The sequence below is a fragment of the Micromonospora sp. LH3U1 genome (genome assembly GCF_028475105.1).
In the GTDB taxonomy this organism is placed as follows: domain Bacteria; phylum Actinomycetota; class Actinomycetes; order Mycobacteriales; family Micromonosporaceae; genus Micromonospora.
The window spans coordinates 792,974-815,958 of record NZ_CP116936.1 but is presented as its reverse complement, the minus strand read 5'-3'; the positions used below and the strand labels follow the sequence as shown (position 1 = coordinate 815,958).

The following is a 22,985-nucleotide window of genomic DNA, read 5'->3' as shown; positions in this document are numbered from 1 at the left end:
GTTCGGCTCTGTTTAATCGTGAGAGATTATGATGGAATGGGGTTTGTCGGTGGCATCGGCGAGGGTGCCGGCCGCCGACTTAGGGTGATCACCGAAGGGCCACGTCCTGGGCGGGCCAGGCAGGGAGGCTGCGACGTGAAACTGCTCGTCACCGGAGGCGCCGGCTTCATCGGCAGCGTAGTGACCCGGATGCTGCTCGACGCCGGCCACCAGGTGGTCGTCCTGGACGACCTGCGCACCGGGCACCGGGAGGCACTCGCCCCGGACGCGACCCACGTCGAGGCGTCCATCCACGACGCCGCCCGCGTCATCACCCCGGACGCCGGCTTCGACGGGGTGCTGCACTTCGCCGCCCTGATCGCCGCCGGCGAGTCGATGGTCAAGCCGGAGATCTACTGGCAGACCAACACCGTCGGCACGCTCGCCCTGATCGACGCGGTTCGGGCCGCCGGGGTGCCCAGGATGGTCTTCTCCTCCACCGCCGCCGTCTACGGCAACCCCACCGAGCTGCCCATCACGGAGACCGCGGTCAAGGCGCCCACCAACACGTACGGCGCCACCAAGCTCGCCGTCGACATGGCGCTCACCTCCGAGACGATCGCGCACGGGCTGGCCGCCGTGTCGCTGCGCTACTTCAACGTCGCGGGTGCCCACCTCGACGGCGACGTCGCGCTCGGCGAACGGCACGACCCGGAGACGCACCTGATCCCGATCGCGTTGGAGGTCGCCGCCGGCCGGCGGGAGAAGCTCCAGCTCTTCGGCGACGACTACCCCACCGAGGACGGCACCTGCGTCCGCGACTACATCCACGTCGCCGACCTGGCCCGCGCGCACCTGCTGGCGCTGGGCGCGGCCACCAGCGGCCAGCACCGGATCTACAACCTGGGCAACGGCAACGGCTTCACCAACCGCCAGGTCGCCGACGTGGTCCGCGAGATCACCGGGCACCAACTGCCCGTCGAGGTGGCGCCGCGCCGCGAGGGCGACCCGGCCGAGCTGGTGGCCTCCTCCGCGCTGGCCCGCGAGGAGCTGGGCTGGGTGCCGCAGAAGCCGACCCTGCACGACATGGTCGGCGATGCCTGGGCCTTCTACCGCACCCACGTCCTGGGCAAGCAGCCGTGACCCACCCCACCGGCGACGTCGCCGAACGGGCCGCCGCCGGCTTCACCGCGCAGTACGGCGGCCAGGCCGCCGGCCGCTGGGCGGCTCCCGGCCGGGTCAACCTGATCGGCGAGCACACCGACTACAACGAAGGGTTCGTGCTGCCCTTCGCGCTGCCGTTGCGCACCGTCGTCGCCGCCGACCGGCAGAACGGGGAGCACTGGACGGTCTGGTCCGAGCTCTCCGACGAGACGATCACCTTCGGCGCGGACGACGTCGCCGAGCCGGGTCGGGTGGCCGGCTGGGGCGCGTACGTCGCCGGGGTGGTCTGGGCGCTCCGCGAGGCCGGCCATCCGGTGCCGGGCGCTCGGCTGGCGATCGCCTCCGACGTGCCGCTGGGCTCCGGGCTGTCCTCCTCAGCCGCGCTGGAGTCAGCCGTGCTGGCCGCTCTGCTCGACCTCGGTGGGCTGGAGCTGCCCCCGGAACTGCGGCCCCGGCTGGCGCAGCGGGCGGAGAACGTCTACGTGGGCGCGCCGACCGGCATCATGGACCAGTCCGCGGTGATCCGCTGCCGCGCCGGGCACGCCCTCTTCCTGGACTGCCGCGACGAGTCGGTCGAGCAGATCCCGTTCGACCTGGAGGCCGCCGGGCTGGCTGTGCTGGTCATCGACAGCCGGGCGCCGCACCGGCACGCCGACGGTGAGTACGTTGCCCGCCGCCGCTCCTGCGAGGCCGGGGCCAGCGCGCTCGGCGTTGCCGCCCTGCGGGACGTGGGCGTCGACCAGCTCGACGCCGCGCTGGCCCAGCTCGACGACGAGGAGACCCGGCGACGGGTCCGGCACGTGGTCACCGAGGACCAGCGCGTACTGGACACGGTGGCACTGCTGCGCACCGCCCGGGTCCGTGACATCGGCCCACTGCTCACAGCCTCACACGTCTCGATGCGCGACGACTTCGAGATCACCGTGCCGGAGATCGACACCGCGGTCGAGGCGGCGTTGGCGGCCGGCGCGCTGGGTGCCCGGATGACCGGCGGTGGCTTCGGCGGTTGCGTCCTCGCCCTGGTCGAGGCCGACCGCGCCGACGCGGTCGCCGCCGCCGTCACGGCCGCGTACGCCGAGCGTGGTTTCACCGCCCCCAACACCGTGACAGTCCTCCCAGCCCCCGGCGCCACCCGCCTGGACTAACCCTGGCATGGGCTTGATCACTCTGGGCATCCCTCCGGTGGGGAGGGTGTTCGGTTCCTCCTTTGCTCTGCTTCAGCGGAGGCAACACCCGGTGTCCGGATATCGGACGCGCGGTGTCGCCTGGGTTGAAGCAGAGCAAAGGAGGCGATGCGTAGGTGCCGACCCCCTCGTCCGACGTCCGGGTCAGACACCCCACCTCGGGCCGAGTCGGGGCCGAGTTCCGGTCAGCCGGCTTCGACGATCATGGCGGCGCCGACCGTGCGGTTGGTGGCCTCGTCGATGATGACGAAACCTCCGGTGGTGCGGTTGCGGCGATACTCGTCGGCCAGCAACGGCACCGTGGTGCGCAGCCGCACACGGCCGATCTCGTTGAGCCGCAGTTCGTCGGCCGACTCGTCGCGGTGCAGCGAGTTGATGTCCAACCGGTAGTGCAGCCCACGCACGATCGCCCGCGCCGACCGGGTGGTGTGCTTGATCGCGTACCGGCCGCCGACCCGCAGAGGGGCCGTCTCGTCCATCCAGCAGACCATCGCCTCGATGTCCTGGGCCACCGCCGGCGCGTTGTTCGGCCGGCAGATCAGGTCACCCCGCGAAATGTCGATCTCGTCGGCCAGTCGTACCGTCACCGACATCGGCGGGAACGCCTCCGGGACCGGCCCGTCGGCGGTCTCCACGGCGGCGATCCGGCTGGTGAAGCCGGACGGCAGCACCATCACCTCGTCGCCCGGCTTGAGTACGCCGGAGGCGACCTGACCGGCGTAGCCGCGGTAGTCGGTGACCGTGGTGGACTGCGGACGGATCACGTACTGCACCGGGAACCGGACGTCCACCAGGTTACGGTCGCTCGCGATGTGCACCCGCTCCAGGTGGTGCAGCAGCGACGGGCCCTCGTACCAGGGCATGTTCTCCGACCGGGCGACGATGTTGTCGCCGCGCAGCGCGGAGATCGGCACCACGGTCAGGTCCGGTGCGTCGAGCTTCGCGGCGAACGCGGTGAACTCGTCGGCGATCCGCTCGTAGACCTCCTGCGACCAGTCCACCAGGTCCATCTTGTTGACACAGAGGACCAGGTGCGGCACCCGCAGCAGGGAGCACAGGAACGCGTGCCGGCGGGACTGCTCGACCAGGCCCTTGCGCGCGTCCACCAGGATCAACGCCAGGTCGGCGGTGGACGCCCCGGTGACCATGTTGCGCGTGTACTGGGTGTGCCCCGGGGTGTCGGCGATGATGAACTTGCGCCGTGGGGTGGCGAAGTACCGGTACGCCACGTCGATGGTGATGCCCTGCTCCCGCTCGGCACGCAGACCGTCGGTGAGCAACGCGAGGTTGGTGTATTCGTCACCGCGGGCCGCGCTGACCGCCTCCACCGCGGCCAACTGATCGGTGAAGAGCGACTTGGTGTCGTAGAGCAGCCGACCGATCAGGGTCGACTTCCCGTCGTCCACGCTGCCGGCGGTGGCGAACCGCAGCAGGTCCATCGTCCGCGTCTCGGCGGCCGGTGCCACGATCTCGGTGCTCATCAGAAGTAGCCCTCCCGCTTGCGGTCCTCCATGGCGGCCTCACTGACCCGGTCGTCACCACGGGTCGCGCCGCGCTCGGTGATCCGGGTGGCCGCCACCTCCTCGATGACCTTCTCCACGGTGTCCGCGTCGGAACGGACCGCAGCGGTGCAGGAGGCGTCACCAACGGTGCGATAGCGCACCTGTGCCTTGAACCGCTCCTCGCCCGCGCGGGGGCGGAAGAACTCGTTGACCGCGTAGACCATGCCGTCCCGTTCGATCACCTCGCGCTCGTGCGCGTAGTAGATCGAGGGCAGCGGGATGCGTTCCCGGGCGATGTAGTGCCAGACGTCCAGCTCGGTCCAGTTGGACAGCGGAAAGACCCGGATCGACTCGCCCGGGTGGTGCCGGCCGTTGTACAGCGACCACAGCTCCGGCCGCTGGTTCTTCGGGTCCCACTGGCCGAACTCGTCGCGGAAGCTGAACATTCGCTCCTTCGCCCGAGCCTTCTCCTCGTCCCGGCGGGCGCCACCGAACAGCGCGTCGAAGCGGTGCTTCTCCACGGCGTCCAGCAGCACCGGCGTCTGGATCCGGTTGCGCATGCCGTCGCCGGACTCCCGGACCATGCCGCTCGCCAGGGCCTCCGGCACGCTCGCCACCACGAGGTGCAGCCCCAGCTCGGCGACCCGCTGGTCACGGTATTCCAGAACCTCGGGGAAGTTGTGCCCGGTGTCGACGTGCATGACAGGAAAGGGGATGTTGGCCGGGGCGAACGCCTTCTGCGCAAGCCGCAGCATGACGATCGAATCCTTGCCGCCGGAGAAGAGCAGCACCGGGCGTTCCATCTCGGCGACCACTTCGCGCATCACGAAGATGCTCTCCGCCTCCAAGGCGTCCAGGTGGGAGACCCGGTACGCCGCCGGGGTGGTCATGACACCGGCTCGATTCGCTCGCTCATCCGATTTCCAGACCTTTCCGGTCGGACATGTCAAGAAAGTGCGCTCAGGCTACCCGGAATGTCTCTGCAGCGCTGCAAGCAACCGGGTGGCGAGATCCTGGCGGCAGACCAGTAGGTCCGGCAGGCGCGGATCCGCCTCGTTGTATCTCAGCGCAGAACCGTCGATCCGGGAAGCGTGCAGTCCGGTGGCCGTCGCCACAGCCACCGGGGCCGCCGAGTCCCACTCGTACTGCCCACCGGCATGGATGTACGCGTCCACCTCGCCGGTGACCACGGCGGCGATCTTCGCTCCCGCCGAGCCCATCGGCACCAGGTGCGCCCCGACGTCCTCGGCCAGGTCGGTCAGGAAGACCGGCGGCCGGCTCCGACTCGCCGCGAGGCGGATCTTCCGCTCGCCGGCCGCCGCAGCCTCCACCGTCATCGGCGGGTACGCCGGCGGGTAGTCCGTGCCCAGCACCCGGTCCTGCGCCGGCAGCCCCACCGCCCCGGCGACCAGCCCGTGCGGGCTCGGCGCGTTACGCGCCCAGAGCGCCACGTGCACCGCCCAGTCCGAGCGGCCCTCCTCGGAAAACTCCCGGGTGCCGTCCAACGGGTCGATGATCCACACCCGGTCCGCGGTCAACCGCGAAACCGCTCCGGTGTTCACCTCGGCGGCCCAGGCCAACCGCGACCCCTCGTCCTCCTCGGAGAGCACCGAGTCGGCCGGCCGCCACTTCGCCAACTCCGTGCGGATCAGGTCGTGCGACACCTTGTCTCCGGCCGACTTGAGCGCGCCGGCGTCCGCGAAACCCATCTCCGTACGCAGGTCGAGCAGCACCTGCCCGGCCCGGGACGCCAGCCATCGGGCGAACGCGCCATCGATCATCGGAGGACTGCTCAACTGACCGCTCCCGTCGCCTCGCCGCGACCCGTGCCCGCACGGACCGATTCGCCGCGACCCGCGTCGTCGGTTGCGGCACGCCGAAAGGCGCAGACTACCGGCCCGCCGTTTCCGAACCGGTACGCCCCGCCCCGCTCACCCGCCGTGGTAGAGGTTCTGCGTCGGCTCCACGCCCTTGACGATCACCGACTCCACCACGTCGGCAGCACGGTCCACCAGGAAATCCAGCTCCTTGCGCTCTGCCGCGCCAAAATCCGACAGCACATAATCGGCTGGATCCTGCCGCCCCGGCGGTCGGCCGACGCCGAACCGCACCCGGACGTAGTCCTTCGTGCCCAACGACTTCGACATCGAGCGCAGGCCGTTGTGGCCACCCTCGCCGCCGCCGAACTTGACCCGCACCTGGCCGAACCCGATGTCCAGCTCGTCATGCACCGCGATCACCTGCGTCGCCGGCACCTTGTAGAACTGCGCGAGCGCCGCCACCGGTCCGCCGGAAAGATTCATGTAGGTCAGTGGCTTGACGAGCACCAGCTTCGGTCCACCGAACCCCAGTCGCGCCTCGGCCACCTCGGCCACCGACCGCTTGTGCCGCCCGAACCGCGCACCTACCCGCCCGGCCAGCAGGTCGGCCACCATGAACCCGACGTTGTGCCGGTTCCCGGCGTACTCCCGACCCGGGTTGCCCAGACCGACAACCAGCCACGGCCCCGCCTCGTCCGTCACGACCCGTCCCTCCCGACGCCCATCCCACCGACTCCCGATACGCCGACAGGCGCCCCCGAACGCTCGGGGACGCCTGCCGCACAGTACGAACCGATCAGGCCTCGGTGCGCGCCTCGGTGCTCTCGGCGCCCTCGGCGGCCGGAGCGGCGTCCGCACCCTCGGAACCCTCGGTGGTCTCGCCAACCTCGGCCTCGGCCTCGTCGGTTGCCACCTCGATCTCGGGCAGCGTCGCCTCGAGCTGCTCGGCGGTGGGGGCGGCGGTCACCGACGCGACGTTCAGCTCCGCGTCGACGGCCAGCTCGACGCCGGACGGCAGCTTGACGTCGCCAGCGGTCACCTGGGTGCCCGCCTCCAGGCCCTCGATCGACGCCTCGAGGTGGTCCGGAACCTTGGTGGCGTCGGCAGTCACCGAGAGGGTGTCGTGCTCGTGCACGATCAGGGTGTCCTTCGCGGCCTCGCCGACCAGCTGGACCGGAACATCGACGGTGACCTTCTCGCCCCGACGAACCAGGATCAGGTCGACGTGCTCGAAAGTGTCCCGGATCGGGTCACGCTGGATCGCCTTCGGCAGCGCCAGCACCTGGGTGCCGTCGGTGATGTCGATCGCGAAGAGCTGGTTGGCACCGCCCTTGCGGATCGCGGCGGCGAACTCCCGCGACGGCAGCGCGATGTGCTTGGGCTTCTCGCCGTGGCCGTACAGCACGGCGGGCACCTTGCCGGCCCGGCGGGTACGGCGGGCACCACCCTTGCCGAACTCGGTACGGGGCTCGGCGCTGATCTTTACCTCGGACACGGGGAAACTCCTGATGCTTTTCGCTGCGGCGGCTTGTCGTCTTGCGGTGCTGGGGCGAGGGGCTCGCTGGGGCTCTGCGTCATGAACGACTGCCCGGAGCACCGCGTCGATGACGGTGCCTCCGTGCGGCGCTTTTCAGCGGCCCGCCGGGCACCCTCGCCGTGGCAACCGCACCAGTCTACCCGAGCTGTTTCCAGGGTTTCCGGCAGTCCCCGATCACGGCTCCAGGCCGGCGCGTCGGTGGTGCTCCCACCAGCGTGCCGGCCCCGTTTCCACCAGTTTGCCAGCCCCGCTCCCACCGGCGCGCCGAGTGGCGGAAACGGGGCTCACACAGCGCGAGACTCAGCTCAGGCCACCGAAGAGGGTAGTCACCGAGCCGTCGTCGAAGACCTCCCGGATCGCCCGCGCCAGCAGCGGAGCGATCGACAACACGGTCAGCTTGTCCAGCTGCTTCTCCGGCGGCAGCGGCAACGTGTTGGTCACCACGATCTCGCTGATCGAGCTGTTCTTCAGCCGCTCGGTGGCCGGGTCCGACAGCAGCGCGTGGGTGGACGCGACCACGATCTCCGCCGCCCCCGACTCCTTGAGGATGTCGGCCGCCTTGGCGATGGTGCCACCCGTGTCGATCATATCGTCGACAATCAGACAGACCCGGCCCTCCACCTCACCGACCACCCGGTTCGCCACGACCTGGTTCGGCTTCATCGGGTCACGGGTCTTGTGGATGAACGCCAGCGGGCAGCCGCCCAACCGGTCGGTCCACCGCTCGGCCACGCGCACCCGACCGGAATCCGGTGCCACCACGGTCATCGGCCGTCCGGCGTACTTGCGCTCCACGTACTCGGCCAGGATGTCCATCGCGAAGAGGTGGTCCACCGGGCCGTCGAAGAAGCCCTGGATCTGCGCGGTGTGCAGGTCGACGGTGAGGATGCGGTTCGCGCCAGCGGTCTTCAACAGGTCGGCCACCAGGCGGGCGGAGATCGGCTCCCGACCCCGGTGCTTCTTGTCCTGCCGCGCGTACGGGTAGAACGGCAACACCACGGTGATCCGCTTGGCCGACCCCCGCTTCAGCGCGTCCACCATGATCAGGGTCTCCATGACCCAGGTGTTCACCCCGTGCGTGACGGACTGCACCACGAAGGCGTCCGAACCACGCACCGAGTCCTTGAAACGTACGAAGAGCTCGCCGTTGGCGAACTCGTATGCGTCGGCTGGAGTCGGCGCGACGCCGAGCACCTCACCGATCTCCTTGGCCAACTCCGGAAAGCCACGTCCGGAAAAGAGCATCAGGCTTTTGCGGTTTTCGGCGACGATGCTGCCCATGGGCCCGTCTGCTCCCGTTATGTCGGCGGCGCCCGGCCCGGTGGTGGTGGGTCGGGGACTATTCGGTTGCAGTATCTCCCGTGCCGGATGCGCCGCCCACCGTCTCGGTCACCCCGTGCATTGCCTCACTGTCGCTTGCGGCGCCGGCCACACCCGACGCACCCTCTGTGCCGCGTTGCGCCCGCTCGGCCGCCGCCGCGGAGACCGTCCCGGGGCGCTTGCGCGCCACCCAGCCCTCGATGTTGCGCTGCGGGGCGCGGGTCACCCCGAGCGCGCCCGGCGGCACGTCCTGGGCGATCGCGCTGCCCGCCGCCACGTAGGCTCCGGCACCCACCTCGACCGGCGCGATCAAGCTCGTGTCGCAGCCGACGAAGGCACCCTCGCCCACGGTCGTGCGGTGCTTGTTCACCCCGTCGTAGTTCACGAAGATCGTCGCCGCGCCGATGTTGGCCTTCGCGCCGATCGTCGCGTCACCCACGTACGACAGGTGCGGCACCTTGGCACCCGGACCGATCTCGGAGTTCTTCACCTCGACGAACGTGCCGACCTTCGCCTTCGCGGCCAGCCGCGCGGCCGGTCGCAGGTACGCGTACGGCCCGACGGTGGCGCCCTCGCCCACCTCGGCGCCGACGGCGTGGCTGCGGATCACCGACGCGCCGGGGCCCACGACCGTGTCGATCAGCGTGACGTCCGGCCCGATCAACGCGCCCGCGCCGACCACCGTGCCGCCGCGCAGCTGGGTGTTCTGGTCGACCACCGCGTCACGGTCCAGCGCCACCGTCACGTCGATCCAGGTGGTCGCGGGGTCGAGCAGGCTCACTCCGGTGCGCATCCACGCCTCGTTGACCCGGTCACGCAGCAGCCGGCGCAGCGTCGCCAACTCGACCCGGTCGTTGCAGCCCAACGTCTCGGAGTGGTCGACGGCCACGTGCACCGCGACCGGCTCGCCGACCGAGCGGAGCAGCCCGAAGACGTCGGTCAGGTACTCCTCGCCCTGGTCGTTGTCGGTGGAGAGCTTGCCCAGCGCCTCGCGCAGCCGCACGGCGTCGAACGCGTAGATGCCGGCGTTGATCTCCCGGATCGCGTGCTGCGCCGCGTTGGCGTCGCGCTCCTCGACGATCTGCTCCAGCCGGCCGTCGGCGTCCCGGACGATCCGCCCGAGCCCGGTCGGGTCGGGCACCTCGGCGGCCAGCACGGTGGCTGCGGCAGCGGCCTCCTCGTGCGCGGTCACCAGCGCGCCCACCGTCTCGGGTCGCAGCAGGGGCACGTCCCCGTTGATCACCACGACCGTGCCGGGGCCGTCCGGGACGGCGTCCAGCGCGATGCGTACGGCGTGCCCGGTGCCGAGCTGCTCAGCCTGGAGCACCGGGGTGGCGTCCGGGGCGACCTCGGTCAGGTGCCCCCGGACCTGGTCGGCGCCGTGCCCCACGACGACGACCGTGCGGTCTGCGGCCAGGGGCGCGGCGGCGCTCAGCACGTGACCGAGCAACGTCCGACCGAGCAGGGGGTGCAACACCTTGGGCAGTGTCGACTTCATCCGCTTGCCCTCACCGGCGGCGAGTACGACGACGGTACGAAGGTGGGGCTGGGGCACGACGTGGCTCCCGTCGGGACGGCGGACACTCTCGCGGCCATGCTAGCCGCGGGGCCCTGCACGTTCTCCTCTTACCCCCAGTGGAACCTAAAACGGACGTATATGGGCAGCTCGGCCGCCAGGGTTCGAACCTGAAATACGGGTACCAAAGACCCGGGTGTTGCCAATTACACCACGGCCGATCAATGACGCGAGCAGGTCGCGCCAGGGGATGGGGATCCCGCGGGTACACCTTAGCGCCCCGGCCGCCGGACGCCATCGCTCATTCCGCCGCACCCCGAGCGACCCGCGCTTCCGGCACCCGCGCGAGCAGCCCGCACGCCGCGCGTCCGCTGCCGTGAGCCACCGCACCCGTCCGCCAGGAAGGGCACCTGACCTGCGACTTTGGACAGCCATGCGAAGGCCGTTCAAAACTTCCCCGTGCGATCTACGGTGCCGTAAGTTACGGTGACGTAGGCGTAGCTTCGTGATCGTTTCCATCCCCCTGCGAGGTCCCATGTCCACTGCTCTGCTCGATCCCAACACCGCCGGCCCCGCCCCCAAACCACTCACTGACGGCAGCCAGTCCCCCGGAATCCTGGCCGCCCTCTGGGCTTTCGTGGTGATCCCCTTCGTTGCCCTCCTGGTCGCCGTGCCGGTGGCCTGGGGCGGCTGGCTGGGCTGGACCGACGTGGTCATCGGCCTGGTCTGGTACGTCGTCTCCGGGCTCGGCATCACCGTCGGCTTCCACCGCTACTTCACGCACGGCTCGTTCAAGGCCAAGCGGTGGCTGCGGGTGACCCTGGCGGTCGCGGGTTCGCTGGCGGTACAGGGCGAGATCATTCAGTGGGTCGCCGACCACCGACGGCACCACGCCTTCTCCGACCTGGAGGGTGACCCGCACTCGCCCTGGCGCTTCGGCACCAGTTTCTGGGCGTTGACCCGCGGCCTGTTCCACGCGCACGTGGGCTGGCTGTTCCGCCGTGAGCTGTCCAACCGCGCGCGTTTCGCACCGGACCTCATCGCCGACCGTGACATCAGCCGGGTCGATCGGCTCTTCCCTGCGCTGGTGGCCATCTCGCTGCTTGGCCCGGCGCTGATCGGCGGCCTGGTGACCTGGTCCTGGCAGGGCGCGCTGACCGCGTTCTTCTGGGCCGGGCTGGTCCGGATCGGTCTGCTGCACCACGTCACCTGGGCGATCAACTCGGTCTGCCACGTCTACGGTGAGCGTCCGTTCGCGATGCGCCAGGGCGACCGTGCGTCGAACTTCTGGCCGCTGGCGATCCTGTCGTTCGGCGAGAGCTGGCACAACCTGCACCACGCCGACCCGACCAGCGCCCGGCACGGCGTGCTGCGCGGCCAGGTGGACATCTCGGCCCGGGTGATCTGGCTGTTCGAGAAGGTCGGCGCGGCGTCGCAGGTGCGCTGGCCAAAGCCGGAGCGCCTGGCCGCCAAGCTGGTGAAGCCGGTCGCACCCCGGTAAAACCGGGCGGTGCACCGTGATCCCGCCTGGCAGGATGTGCCGGATGACCGAGCCACACGGGGCGACCGGACGGCTCGGCAGACGGGGAGCCGATCCGGGTACGGTCGGACGGCGCGGCAGGGCGGTCCGACCGCCCGCCAGTGAGGCGACGACGTGAACGGGCACAGCGGAGGCACCATTCCACGGCAGGGCGTCACCGAGCGCCAGCGAGGCGGCGACATGCCCGAGGTCAGTGACGGTGACGGAGTCGGCGGTCGGCGGGCGACACCGCCGACCCCGGCACCCGCAGCCAAGCCCGCCTCCCGGGTCCGCATGTCAGCGGCCCAGCGACGGGAGCAGTTGATCGCCACCGGGCGGCAACTCTTCGCCGAGCGCGGTTTCGACGCCACCTCCATCGAGGAGGTGGCGTCCCGCGCAAAGGTCTCCAAGCCGGTGATCTATGAGCACTTCGGCGGCAAGGAGGGGCTCTACGCGGTGGTGGTGGACCGGGAGGTCCGGGCCCTGCTGGACCGGATCACCAACGCGTTGACCGCCGGGCATCCGCGAGAGTTGCTGGAGCAGGCGGCGCTGGCCCTTCTGACCTACATCGAGGAGGAGACCAGCGGCTTCCGGGTGCTGGTCCGCGAGTCGCCGCTGATGTCCGGCGCGGCCAACTTCAGCAGCGTGATGAACGACGTGGCGCACCAGGTCGAGCACATCCTGGGTGCCGAGTTCAAGAGCCGCGGGTACGACCCGAAGCTCGCCGAGCTGTACTCGCAGGCGCTGGTGGGCATGGTGGCACTGACCGGCCGCTGGTGGCTGGAAGTGCGTAAGCCGCGCAAGGAGACGGTGGCGGCGCACCTCGTCAACCTGGCGTGGAACGGGTTGTCGCACCTGGAGGCGAAGCCGACGTTGATCACCGCCCGGCGCCGCTGACCCGATCAGCGGCGGTGCGCGTCGGCCACCGGGTGTTTGCGGTGCTCCAGCTCCGCCTCGGCGTGTTCCGGTGGGCCGACCTTGTCGTAGAGGCCGGTGCCGAGCAGGATCAGGCCGAACAGCATCGAGACGACCACGGTCGACATCGAGAAGTTGAGGAAGTTCGCCCCGGTCTGCAGCACGGACATCATCAGGATGCTGGTAACCAGGAACACCACGCCAGCGGTGAGGTTCATGTAGTGGCCGAGGTTGGTGCGCCGCGAGGCCCCGATGATCAGGACGACTCCGAAGATCACCGAGGCGAGCGAGAAGGCCAGGTTGGTGCGTAGCCCGAGGGCCCAGGTGCTGCTCCGGTCAAAGAGCGGGTTGCCGATCGTCTCGGCGACGCCCCAGACGCCGAAGATCAGGATGTAGGCGCCGATCAGACCGGAGAGAACCCGGTAGAGCGGCCGTGCCGGATGGTTCACCGGAAAGTGCGGCATACCCCTGACCCCATCCACCTGAGTTGACCGTTTCAGGAGGATTGTCACCCGAGGTAGCGGGGACTGTCCGGAGAACCACAAAGCCGAAAGGGTCCGCCGGAAGGCAGGACCCCGTCAGGTTTTCGCCGGAGCCCGAGCTGCGCAGGGATCAAGCCTGACCGCCCGGAGCAGCTCGGGCTCCGGCGAAAACCACCACCGCAACCAAGGAAGAAACTCAGAGAACGAGACGGGCCTTCTGCCAGGCCTCGGACTCGTCCTCCGACCCGACCTTGCCGTACATGCCGACCATGAGCAGCACCAGGGCCGCCATCATCACCACGACCACGGTGGTGATGCTGAAGTTGAAGATGTTGGCGTCGGTCCGGATGAACGCGAGACCGGCCAGGCTGATCACCATCATGGCGTACGCCAGCCACTGGTTGATCGCCACGTCGATGTTGCGGCCGAGCGCGGTGCCGACCAGCACGACGATCCCGAGCAGCACGCTGAGCAGCGAGAAGCCGAGGTTGGTGCCCTGACCGAGGACCCGGGTGTCGTCCTGGGCGAGGATCTCGTTGCCGGTGCTCGTGATGATGCCGAGCGCACCGAAGACCACCAGGTACAGACCGGTCAGCCCGCCGATCGCCCGGTAGATCGGCCGCGCGGGATGGTTGACGGGGGTGTGGGCCATGTCTGTGTCTCCAACGCCGTGGGGTGAGGTGTCGCCGACGATTGTCTCGCATGTGGCGGTGTGACGCCGCACACGGTCCCGGGCCGGCGCGCCGGTCCGGTCAGCTCTCCGGCAGGTCCTCGGCGAGGGCCATCCAGGTCTCCTCGATCCGCTCCCGCTCGGCGCGCAGATCCTTGAGCTGGGTGTCCAACTCGGCGACCCGGGCGTAGTCGGTGGCGTCCGCGGCGAGCTGATCGAGCAGCGTGACCTCGCGCTGGTCGAGCTTGCTGAGTTGGCGTTCCAGCTTGGTCAGATCCTTGCGGGCCTGGCGGACCTCGGCGGCGGACATGCCACCCGCAGTCGGGCCGGTGGGCCCGGCGGTCGGGTTGACCCCGGGCCGGATGCTGCCGGCCCGCTCCGCGGTCCGGGCGAGGTATTCATCCACGCCGCCCGGCAGGTGCACGAGCCGGCCGTCGCCGAACATCCCGAACGCCGTTTCGGTGACCCGTTCGATCAGGTAGCGGTCGTGGCTCGCCACGATGATCGTGCCGGGCCACGAGTCGAGCAGGTCCTCCAGCGCGGCGAGGGTGTCGGTGTCCAGGTCGTTGGTGGGCTCGTCGAAGAGCAGCACGTTGGGCTCGCCAGCGAGCAGTCGCAGCATCTGCAACCGGCGGCGTTCGCCACCGGAGAGGTCACTGACCGGGGTCCAGAGTCGGCGGTCGTCGAAGCCGAAGACCTCGGCGAGCTGCGCGGCGGAGACCTCCCGGTCGCCGAGCTGGACCCGGCGGGCGACCTCCTCGACGGCTTCGAGCACCCGCAGGTGCCCGGGCAGCTCGGCGAGCTCCTGGGAGAGGAACGCGGGCCGCACGGTGGAGCCGGTGCCGAGGCGGCCGCCGTCGGGGCGGGTGATGCCGGCGAGCATCCGCAGCAGCGTGGTCTTGCCAGCGCCGTTGGCGCCGAGGATGGCGATCCGGTCGCCCGGCCCGACCTGCCAGGTGACGTCGCGCAGGATTTCCTTGGGGCCGGCGAGCAGCTCGACGTTCTCCAGGTCGTACACCTGCTTGCCGAGCCGGGAGGTGGCCATCCGCTGCAACGACATGGTGTCGCGCGCCGGCGGCACGTCGGCGATCAACGCGTTGGCCGCGTCGATGCGGAACTGGGGCTTGGAGGTGCGGGCGGGTGGACCGCGGCGCAGCCAGGCGATCTCCTTGCGGAGCAGGTTCTGCCGGCGGGCCTCGGTGGCGGCGGCGACGCGATCACGCTCGGCGCGGGCGAGGATCCAGGCCGCGAAGCCGCCCTCGTACGCGCGGACGGTCTGGTCGGCGACCTCCCAGGTGTTGGTGCAGACCGCGTCCAGGAACCACCGGTCGTGGGTGACCACGACCAGGGAACCCCTGCGCCCGACCAGGTGCCGGGCCAGCCAGTCGACACCGCCGACGTCGAGGTGGTTGGTGGGCTCGTCGAGGATGAGCAGGTCGGATTCGCGGACGAGCAGCGCGGCGAGGGCCACCCGGCGTCGTTCGCCGCCGGACATCGGGCCGACCGGCTGGTCGAGCCCGAGGTGCGGCATGCCGAGGCCGTCGAGGATGGCACGCACCCCGGCGTCGCCGGCCCACTCGTGCTCGGCGCCCATGCCCTCGCTGAGCCAGGCGGTGCCGAGCACGACGTCCCGGACGGTGGCAGTGGGGGCGAGTGTGAGCTGCTGCGGCAGCCAGAGCACACGCAGGTCGCGGCGGTGGGTCACCCGACCGTCGTCGGGGTCCTCCTGCTTGGTGAGCAGCCGCAGCAGGGTGGACTTGCCGGCGCCGTTGAGGCCGACCACGCCGATCCGGTCGGCGTCGTCCAGGCCGAGCGAGACGTCCGTGAGCAGCCGCCCGGCGGCGCCATACCCCTTGGACACCCGGTCCAGATTGACGATGTTCGCCACGTTCCACCCTTCATGATCAAGGCGTCCGGGTGCCGGCGGGCACCTGGACGCCTGGCCCAAGGGTACGCGGACGCCCCGGAAGCCCGCGCCGCGCGGGCACAGGCCTGGTGGGACGCGCGGTCAGCCGACGCGGGCGCCAGCGACCGGACCGTGCGCGACCCGCGCCTCCCGGCACACGCCCGCGGCGGTCAACTCGGCGGCGATCCGCTCCGCGGCGGCAGCGTCGGCGGCGAGAAACACGCAGGTCGGGCCAGAGCCGGACACGATGCCGGTAAGGGCACCAGCGGCTTCACCAGCCTTGAGGGTGTCGGCCAGCGCCGGACGCATCGCCAGCGCGGCGTCCTGGAGGTCGTTGCCGAGCGTACGGGCGAGCACCCGAGGGTCGCGCTGGCGCAACGCGCCCAGCAACGCGTCGGTGCTGCCCAGCGGGGCACCAGCGGTCCCGGCGTCGCGGAGCCGATCCAACTCCCGGTACGCGGCCGGGGTGGAGAGGCCGCTGTCGGCGATCGCCACCACCCAGTGCCAGGAGATGGGGCGGACCAGCACCGGGCTGATCGCCTCACCCCGGCCGGTGCCCAGCGCGGTGCCACCGTAGATCAGGAACGGGACGTCGGAGCCGAGGTCCGCGGCGATCCCAGCCAGCTCGTCGCGGGACAGCCCGGTGCCCCAGAGCGCGTCGCAGGCCACCAGCGCGGCGGCCGCGTCGGCGCTGCCGCCGGCCAGCCCACCGGCGAGCGGGATCCGCTTTCGCAGGTGCAGGCGGGCGTGCGGCAACACTCCCGCGTACCCGGCGAGGGCGTGCGCCGCGCGGATCACCAGGTTGGTGTCGTCCAACGCCAGCTCGCCGGTGCCCTCGCCCTCCATGGTCAGGGCGAGGGTGTCGCCCCGACGGGCGGTCAGCTCGTCGTAGATCGAGATGGCCTGGTAGATCGTGTTCAGCTCGTGGTAGCCGTCGCGGCGCAGCGGGCCCACCCCGAGGTGCAGATTGACCTTCGCGGGCACCCGGACCCGCACCGGCCCGAGGGCGCCGCGTCGCTCGTCCTCGTCGTCCGGTCGCCAGGCCTCGGTCACGGGGTGAGGTCCCGCACGTGCAGACGAATGTAGGACGGCTTGGTCAAGGTCAACTCCTCGGCGGGCACGGCGTCAGCCTACTTTGCGGCCGGCGTACCGACCGGAGCCGACGCGGCGATGGCGGCGAACTGCTCGACGGTCAGTGACTCCCCCCGGGCGCCGGGGTCGACGCCGGCCGCGGTGAGCGCGGCGGCGGCCCGGTCCGGGCCGCCGGCCCAGCCGGCCAGCGCGGCGCGCAGCGTCTTGCGCCGCTGCGCGAACGCCGCGTCGACCACGGCGAAGACCCGCTCCCGGGGTACGTCGAGCCGGGGTGGTTCGTGGCAGGTGAAGGCGACCAGACCGGAGTCGACGTTGGGCACCGGCCAGAACACGTTCGGGGGGACCCGACCGGCGCCCCGGGCGTGGGCGTACCAGGCGAGTTTGACCGACGGGATGCCGTACACCTTGGAGCCCGGACCGGCGACGAGCCGGTCGGCGACCTCCTTCTGCACCATCACCAGGCCCTGCCGCAGGGTGGGCAGCACGGCGAGCAGGCTCAGCACCACGGGCACGGCCACGTTGTAGGGCAGGTTCGCCACCAGCGCGGTCGGCGGCGGGTCGCCCAGCTCGGAGGCGTCGATCCGCAACGCGTCGGCGCGGTGCACGGTGAGCCGACCGGCGTCCGCCCCGGCGTGCCGCGCGACGGTCTCCGGCAGCGCACCGGCGAGCACCGGGTCGATCTCCACGGCGTGCACGTGCCCGGCGACCGGCAGCAGCCCGAGCGTCAGCGAGCCGAGCCCCGGCCCAACCTCCAGCACCACGTCGTCCGGGGTCAGACCGGCGGCGGTGACGATCCGGCGCACGGTGTTCGGGTCGTGCACGAAGTTCTGGCCCAGCTTCTTGGTGGGCGCGACGCCCAGCCGGGCGGCGAGTTCCCGGATCTCCACCGGGCCGAGGAGACCGCTCATGGCTGGCAGCGTAGCGGCGGCGTCGGGGCCGACCGTCGGGCCGGGCTCACCACGGGCCGAACGCCCGGTCGCCGGTGGCGGAGATGGCCGCGCACAGCTCGTCCAGGTCGGTGCCGGTGGTCGCGGCGAGCGCGCGGACGGTGAGCGGGATCAGGTACGAGGCGTTCGGCCGGCCACGGTGCGGCATCGGGGTGAGGTACGGGGCGTCGGTCTCCACCAGGATCTGGTCCACGGGGGTGAGCGCGGCTGCCTCGCGCAACGCGGTGGCACTGCCGAAGGTGAGGGTGCCGGCGAAGCTGAGCAGGAAGCCCCGGCGGACGCACTCGCGGGCGAAGTCGGCGTCACCGGAGAAACAGTGCAGCACCACCCGGTCGGGAGCGCCCTCGTCGTCGAGGATCCGCAGAACGTCGGCGTGCGCGTCCCGGTCGTGGATGACCAGCGCCTTGCCATACCGCTTGGCGATGGCGATGTGCGCCCGGAAGCTCTCCTCCTGGGCGGCACGCCCCTCGTCCCCGGTACGGAAGAAGTCCATCCCGGTCTCGCCGATCCCCCGGACCCGGTCGCGGGCGGCGAGCGACTCGATCTCCCGCAACGCCTCGTCGAGGTCGGTCAGCCCAGGCGCCTCGTTGGGGTGTAGCGCCACGGTGGCCAGCACGGCGGGATACCGGTCGGCGGTCTCCGCGCCCCACCGCGAGGAGGCGACGTCCACCCCCACCTGGACCAGCCGGTCCACGCCGACCTTCGTCGCCAGCGCGATGGCCACGGCAACCGGGTCGTCGGCCGGACCGCCGCCAGGCACACCGGCCTCACTGACCGTGATGTCCAGGTGCGTGTGGCTGTCCAGCACCGGCCGGGGCAGCGGCTCGGGGGCGGGCGGAAACTCTCCGGCCCGCCGGGCGGCACGCTCTCGGCGGGATTCAGTGGGCTCGCTCATCAGCGACAGCATCACACACCGGGCCTGGCCATCTGCCCGCCACCCGACGTTCACCTCGACTACGCCGCGCGACTCTACCGTCGCCATCGAGCGAGCGCAGCGAGCGAACCGGCAGGCACAGCAGCGACGGCACGGGGCGGAGCGGAGTGCTGGCAATGAGCGGACTCAGTGCGCCACCGGGCCGACGCGACAGCGTGCCGACCCCCATCTCACCGAGCAGAGGGAGGTGACGGCATGAGCGTCATTCCCCAGGTCGGCGACACCGCCGGCGAACGTACCGGGCTGCACGTGGCGTTCGAGGGCGGCGTCTACCCGGCCGAGGAGATCGCCCGAGGCGCCGCCTACGAGCTGTTCAGCGCCGACGAGGTGGCCGGCTTCGAGTGGGCGCCCCGCCCGGGCAGCGCCCTGCCGTGGCGCCGATTCGTGCACGTCACCGAAGTGACCGCTGTGCACGGGGCGACGGAGCCGGCCGACGAGCCGGAGACGCCGCTGATGATGCCCGCGCACCGCGAGCGGGGTTGGGCGTACCTGCACCAGCTCAGCCAGCAGCCGGCCACGGCGGGTGACCCGATGCTGGCGGTGGCACGCGCGTCGGCGGTGGTGCGGCGCGGCACCCGAATGGTGAAGGTGCTCTCCGCCCGACAGCTCGCCGGGTACGTACGGGGTTGGCTGCCGCACGGCTTCTGCTACCGCGAGCACGATGTGGCGCATCTGCGTACGCCGGCGGCGACGACGGTGCTGCGCACCGACGGTGAGGTCGGCCGGGACGGCATGGATGTGGCGTACGCGCTGCGCTGGCGGGCGTCCGACCCGGGCGACTACGACGTGCCGGTTGGCGAGGCACACCGCGGCCTGACCGCGCTGGGATCCCGGGACCGGCTCGGTGCGCCGGTGCTGGGGACGGGCTTCGTGCCGAGCAACGGTCAGCTCATCCCGGAGTTCATCACCCGGGACTTCGCCGACCTGCCGATGCCGGCGAACGCCGCCCTGCTCGCCTACCCGGCGGACGGGGCGGAGGTGGTGCTCTACACCTACCAGGCCGAGCAGCGCGGGTGGCTGCGGATGGTGGGCCCGCAGTGGCGGCACCTGCTCGCCGCGGTGCCGGGCCTCTCCCCGGACCAGGAGTACGTGCCGAACGGGGACACGCCGCGCTCCACCCAACTGGTCGGCGTGCACGGCGACAACGAGTACGAGGCGGTGGCCGACCTGCCCGGCGGGTTCCGGGTGCTGGCGATGACCCGGGCGGCCCGTTACCCGGTGAGTGCGGTGGCCCGCCGGCTCCGGTTCGCCCAGTGGCGGGGCGTGCCGTGCCTGGTGCTGCGGGAGGAGGCCGGTTGGCTGCGGATGCGACTGCGCTACCCGAACCCGGACGCGGTGATCACGACTGGCGCGCAGTGCCACGAACGCGGCGTCTACGAGGCCTGGGCACCGGGCCCCGAGGTGACCGACGACCAGGTGATGGACACCCGATACGCGATGTGACGTCGCGCGGCGGCAGGGCACCCTGCCGCCGCGCCCGTCGTGCGTTCAGTCGGCCAGCCGGGCCAGCTCCTCGTCGACGATCGACGGGTCGAGCTTGCGGAACACCGGCTTCGGCACCGCCAGCGGCCGGCCCGCCTCCAGCGCCACCGACTCCCAGCGCGCGCCGACGGTGTAGTCCCCGGTGAGCACCGGGTACGCCGGACCGCCGTCCAGGTCGTCGACCTGCTCGATGACCGGCATCGGCGCGTGCACACCGGTGCCGCCGAGCAGCTCGTGCACCTGCTGCGCGGAGTGCGGCAGGAACGGGGTGAGCAGCGTGTTGGCGTCGCTGATCACCTGGAGGGCGACGTGCAGGATGGTGCCCATCCGAGGCTTGTCCGCCTCGTCCTTGAGCTTCCACGGCGCCTGCTCGGAGAGGTACTTGTTGGCCTCGGCGACCACCTTCATGGCCTCACCGATCGCCTGCTTCTGCCGGTGCCGGCCGATCAGGTCGCCGACCGTGGTGAACCCGGCGCGGGCCACCGCGAGCAACGCCTCGTCGGCTTCGGTGAGCCCGGCCGGGTCGACCGGCGGGATCGCCCCGAAGTTCTTCGCCGCCATCGAGACGGACCGGTTGACCAGGTTGCCCCAGCCGGCGACCAGCTCGTCGTTGTTGCGGCGGAGGAACTCGGCCCAGGTGAAGTCGGTGTCGTTGCTCTCCGGGCCGGCGGCGGCGATGAAGTAGCGCAGCGCGTCGGCGTCGTAGCGCTCCAGGAAGTCGCGAACGTAGATGACCACCTTGCGGGACGAGGAGAACTTTCGCCCCTCCATGGTCAGGTACTCGCTGGAGACCACCTCGGTGGGCAGGTTGAGCCGACCCAGCTCGCCCGGCTCACCGTCGCGGGAGCCCTCGCCGGAGTATCCGGAGAGCAGCGCCGGCCAGATCACCGAGTGGAAGACGATGTTGTCCTTGCCCATGAAGTAGTAGGACCGGGCGTCCTTACCGTCGCCGTCGGCGGACCAGTACTTCCGCCACGCCTCGGGGTCGCCGGAGCGGCGAGCCCACTCGATCGAGGCGGACAGGTAGCCGATCACCGCGTCGAACCAGACGTAGATCCGCTTGTCCGGCCGGTCGCGCCAGCCGTCCAGCGGGATCGGTACGCCCCACTCCAGGTCACGGGTGATCGCCCGGGGCTGGAGGTCGTCGAGCAGGTTGCGGGAAAACCGCAGCACGTTGGGCCGCCACCCCTCCCGGGTGTCCAGCCATTGCCGCAGCACGTCGGCCAGGGCGGGTAGGTCCAGGAAGAAGTGCTCGGTCTCGATGAACTTCGGGGTCTCCCCGTTGATCCGCGACTTCGGGTCGATCAGGTCGATCGGGTCGAGCTGGTTGCCGCAGTTGTCACACTGGTCGCCGCGGGCGCTGTCGTACCCGCAGATCGGGCAGGTGCCCTCGATGTACCGGTCGGGCAGGGTGCGCCCGGTGGACGGGGAGATGGCGCCCATGGTGGTCTTCGGCACGATGTAGCCGTTGCGGTACATCCCCTCGAACAGTTCCTGCACCACCGCGTAGTGGTTGCGGGTGGTGGTGCGGGTGAACAGGTCGTAGGTGAGACCGAGGCCGTGCAGGTCCTCGACGATCACCCTGTTGTACCGGTCGGCCAGCTCGCGCGGGGTCACCCCGTCGGCGTCGGCCTGCACCTGGATCGGGGTGCCGTGCTCGTCGGTGCCGGAGACCATGAGCACGTCGTGACCGGCCATCCGCATGTACCGGGCGAAGACGTCGGAGGGAACGCCGAAACCGGATACGTGGCCGATGTGGCGGGGGCCGTTGGCGTACGGCCAGGCCACTGCCGCGAGAACATGACTCATGAGCAGCAAGCCTAGTGACCCGTCCGGGGCGTCCGCGAACCAATAGGGGGTGCCGGGGCGGCGGACCGGGCCGAGCACCCCAACCAATGGTCCGATTTGTCGCCGACACGCGGCTCAGCTGCCCGTTCCGCCTCCCGGACCGGTGTGCAATGAACGTCGTGACTGGCAGACGAGCGGCGCGGGACCACGAGGACCGTCCCACCCTACGACCGAGCCCCTCCCCCGGGCCTGCCGTCGACCGGCCAGAGGAGCAGCAGGCCACGCCGTCGGGACGAGCGACCGCGCCGAGGCGCAGCGGTCCGGGAGAGATCGCCGCCACCCCGGCCCGGCCCACGCCGGCCGCGCCGCCGCCCACTCCGGCCCGTCCGACCCCGGCGGCACCCGTACCCAGCCCGGCCCGGCCCGGCTCACCAGGCCTGACGGTCGGCTCGGCATCCGCCGCCGCGGAGCCCACCGCAGAAGCCGTCGAGGTGGCCGTCGAGGTGGAGCCGACCACCGGGGCGCCGGTGGACGCGGTGCCGCGTCGAGTACCGGTACGCCAGCAGAGCCGCCGGCGCCGCCGGCCCGACGGCGACACGCCCGACGACGTGGTCTTCTGGGCACCGATCGAGCAGGTGCACTGGGACGGCACCCCGGTCCGGAAGGACCCGGCGCCGGAGCGGGATCGCCGCTCCCCCTGGGCGTGGCGCCGGGCACCGGGCCGTACGGTCCCACCGCCGGATCCGCTGCCCGGGCTCGCCGCGCTGGTGGCGTTGAGCCTGGCCACCGCCTTCTTCGCCTGGGTCAGCGCCGGCCCGTTCTGGCTCGCGGTCGGGCACGCCCGGGCGGGCACGGTGGTGATCGACGACTGCACCGGCGGCGGGCTCACCCAGCGGTGCCGGGGGATCTTCACGGCGGAGGACGGGCGGTTCATCGCGCACGGTGTACGGGTCAGCGGTGTGCTCGCCGGAGGCGACGCTCCCGGGACGCCGTTACCGGCACGGATGACCGGCCCGGACGGCGGCACCGCGTACGCGGACGTCGGCGTGGACCGGCACCTGCACTGGCTGCCCGGACTGCTGGTGGTGCTGGGCTGCACCGCCGGCATCGTCCGGTGGACCGGGTCGGCCCGGCTACCCGGCCGCCGACACCGCCGCTGGGCGGTGGCCACCGCCATCGGCGGTCCGGTGCTGATCACCGTCGGCTTCCTGGTCGCCGCCTGGTGAGC

20 protein-coding genes and 1 tRNA gene are annotated in these 22,985 nt (G+C 71.2%); 6 read left to right on the top strand and 15 right to left on the bottom strand.

All coding sequences use genetic code 11. The features are described from left to right. The first annotated feature begins 135 nt into the window (after positions 1-135). Both galE and galK read left to right on the top strand, forming a co-directional pair. Entirely contained in the window at positions 136-1,122 is a 987-nt protein-coding gene (galE, locus tag PCA76_RS03885) for a UDP-glucose 4-epimerase GalE (RefSeq protein WP_272615342.1), read from the top strand. Beyond that, positions 1,119-2,288 carry a galactokinase gene (galK, locus tag PCA76_RS03880; protein WP_272615340.1) on the top strand — a complete coding sequence of 390 codons (1,170 nt, stop codon included), beginning with the start codon at positions 1,119-1,121 and terminating at the stop codon, positions 2,286-2,288. Before galE ends, galK begins: the two co-directional genes overlap by 4 nt. A 224-nt stretch (positions 2,289-2,512) precedes the next feature. Here the strand turns inward: galK and PCA76_RS03875 are convergent, their stop codons facing one another. From PCA76_RS03875 to PCA76_RS03840, 8 genes are all read right to left on the bottom strand, one after another. After that, positions 2,513-3,808 carry a sulfate adenylyltransferase subunit 1 gene (locus PCA76_RS03875; RefSeq protein WP_272615339.1) on the bottom strand — a complete coding sequence of 432 codons (1,296 nt, stop codon included), beginning with the start codon at positions 3,806-3,808 and terminating at the stop codon, positions 2,513-2,515. Continuing rightward, positions 3,808-4,719 carry a sulfate adenylyltransferase subunit CysD gene (gene cysD / locus PCA76_RS03870; protein WP_272615338.1) on the bottom strand — a complete coding sequence of 304 codons (912 nt, stop codon included), beginning with the start codon at positions 4,717-4,719 and terminating at the stop codon, positions 3,808-3,810. Before cysD ends, PCA76_RS03875 begins: the two co-directional genes overlap by 1 nt. A 75-nt stretch (positions 4,720-4,794) precedes the next feature. Next, complete coding sequence (locus PCA76_RS03865; protein WP_272615337.1) at positions 4,795-5,610, bottom strand: inositol monophosphatase family protein; 816 nt, start codon at positions 5,608-5,610, stop codon at positions 4,795-4,797. 150 nt (positions 5,611-5,760) lie between these two features. Then, positions 5,761-6,351, bottom strand: coding sequence for an aminoacyl-tRNA hydrolase (gene pth, locus PCA76_RS03860; RefSeq protein WP_272615336.1), 591 nt, complete (start codon positions 6,349-6,351; stop codon positions 5,761-5,763). A gap of 94 nt (positions 6,352-6,445) precedes the next feature. After that, positions 6,446-7,144 carry a 50S ribosomal protein L25/general stress protein Ctc gene (locus tag PCA76_RS03855; protein WP_272615335.1) on the bottom strand — a complete coding sequence of 233 codons (699 nt, stop codon included), beginning with the start codon at positions 7,142-7,144 and terminating at the stop codon, positions 6,446-6,448. Positions 7,145-7,486: 342 nt separating this feature from the next. Further along, positions 7,487-8,467 (bottom strand): ribose-phosphate diphosphokinase, encoded by a 981-nt coding sequence (locus PCA76_RS03850; protein WP_272615334.1) that lies wholly within the window; start codon positions 8,465-8,467, stop codon positions 7,487-7,489. A 58-nt stretch (positions 8,468-8,525) separates the two neighbouring features. Then, complete coding sequence (gene glmU, locus PCA76_RS03845; RefSeq protein ID WP_336298046.1) at positions 8,526-10,061, bottom strand: bifunctional UDP-N-acetylglucosamine diphosphorylase/glucosamine-1-phosphate N-acetyltransferase GlmU; 1,536 nt, start codon at positions 10,059-10,061, stop codon at positions 8,526-8,528. A gap of 110 nt (positions 10,062-10,171) precedes the next feature. Continuing rightward, positions 10,172-10,243 (bottom strand) — tRNA-Gln (locus PCA76_RS03840). Positions 10,244-10,557: 314 nt separating this feature from the next. Here PCA76_RS03840 and PCA76_RS03835 point away from each other — a divergent pair. After that, positions 10,558-11,523, top strand: coding sequence for an acyl-CoA desaturase (locus tag PCA76_RS03835; protein ID WP_272615332.1), 966 nt, complete (start codon positions 10,558-10,560; stop codon positions 11,521-11,523). A 219-nt stretch (positions 11,524-11,742) separates the two neighbouring features. Next, the gene (locus PCA76_RS03830; RefSeq protein WP_272619161.1) at positions 11,743-12,438 is read left to right on the top strand and encodes a TetR/AcrR family transcriptional regulator; all 696 of its coding nucleotides are present in this window, start codon (positions 11,743-11,745) and stop codon (positions 12,436-12,438) included. Between the two features lie 5 nt (positions 12,439-12,443). On the opposite strand, the gene PCA76_RS03825 is transcribed toward PCA76_RS03830, so the two are convergent. From PCA76_RS03825 to PCA76_RS03800, 6 genes are all read right to left on the bottom strand, one after another. Continuing rightward, a complete protein-coding gene (locus tag PCA76_RS03825; protein WP_272615331.1) occupies positions 12,444-12,920 on the bottom strand; it encodes a DUF4383 domain-containing protein in 477 nt (158 codons plus the stop codon). Positions 12,921-13,134: 214 nt separating this feature from the next. Then, positions 13,135-13,590: a DUF4383 domain-containing protein gene (locus PCA76_RS03820; protein ID WP_272615330.1), complete on the bottom strand. Its 456-nt coding sequence runs from the start codon at positions 13,588-13,590 to the stop codon at positions 13,135-13,137. Positions 13,591-13,690: 100 nt separating this feature from the next. After that, positions 13,691-15,496, bottom strand: coding sequence for an ABC-F family ATP-binding cassette domain-containing protein (locus PCA76_RS03815; RefSeq protein ID WP_272615329.1), 1,806 nt, complete (start codon positions 15,494-15,496; stop codon positions 13,691-13,693). 120 nt (positions 15,497-15,616) lie between these two features. Beyond that, on the bottom strand, positions 15,617-16,567 hold the full coding sequence (locus tag PCA76_RS03810) for a 4-(cytidine 5'-diphospho)-2-C-methyl-D-erythritol kinase (protein ID WP_272615327.1): 951 nt from the start codon (positions 16,565-16,567) through the stop codon (positions 15,617-15,619). Between the two features lie 77 nt (positions 16,568-16,644). Next, entirely contained in the window at positions 16,645-17,514 is an 870-nt protein-coding gene (rsmA, locus tag PCA76_RS03805; protein ID WP_272615326.1) for a 16S rRNA (adenine(1518)-N(6)/adenine(1519)-N(6))-dimethyltransferase RsmA, read from the bottom strand. 46 nt (positions 17,515-17,560) lie between these two features. After that, on the bottom strand, positions 17,561-18,460 hold the full coding sequence (locus PCA76_RS03800) for a TatD family hydrolase (protein WP_272619159.1): 900 nt from the start codon (positions 18,458-18,460) through the stop codon (positions 17,561-17,563). Positions 18,461-18,682: 222 nt separating this feature from the next. Here PCA76_RS03800 and PCA76_RS03795 point away from each other — a divergent pair, with 222 nt between their 5' ends. Next, positions 18,683-19,930, top strand: a complete 1,248-nt coding sequence (locus tag PCA76_RS03795; protein WP_272615325.1) for a hypothetical protein — start codon at positions 18,683-18,685, stop codon at positions 19,928-19,930. Between the two features lie 45 nt (positions 19,931-19,975). On the opposite strand, the gene metG is transcribed toward PCA76_RS03795, so the two are convergent. Beyond that, on the bottom strand, positions 19,976-21,778 hold the full coding sequence (gene metG, locus PCA76_RS03790) for a methionine--tRNA ligase (RefSeq protein WP_272615323.1): 1,803 nt from the start codon (positions 21,776-21,778) through the stop codon (positions 19,976-19,978). A gap of 149 nt (positions 21,779-21,927) precedes the next feature. Here metG and PCA76_RS03785 point away from each other — a divergent pair, with 149 nt between their 5' ends. Further along, a complete protein-coding gene (locus tag PCA76_RS03785; RefSeq protein ID WP_442930196.1) occupies positions 21,928-22,983 on the top strand; it encodes a hypothetical protein in 1,056 nt (351 codons plus the stop codon). The last annotated feature ends 2 nt before the right edge of the window (positions 22,984-22,985 follow it).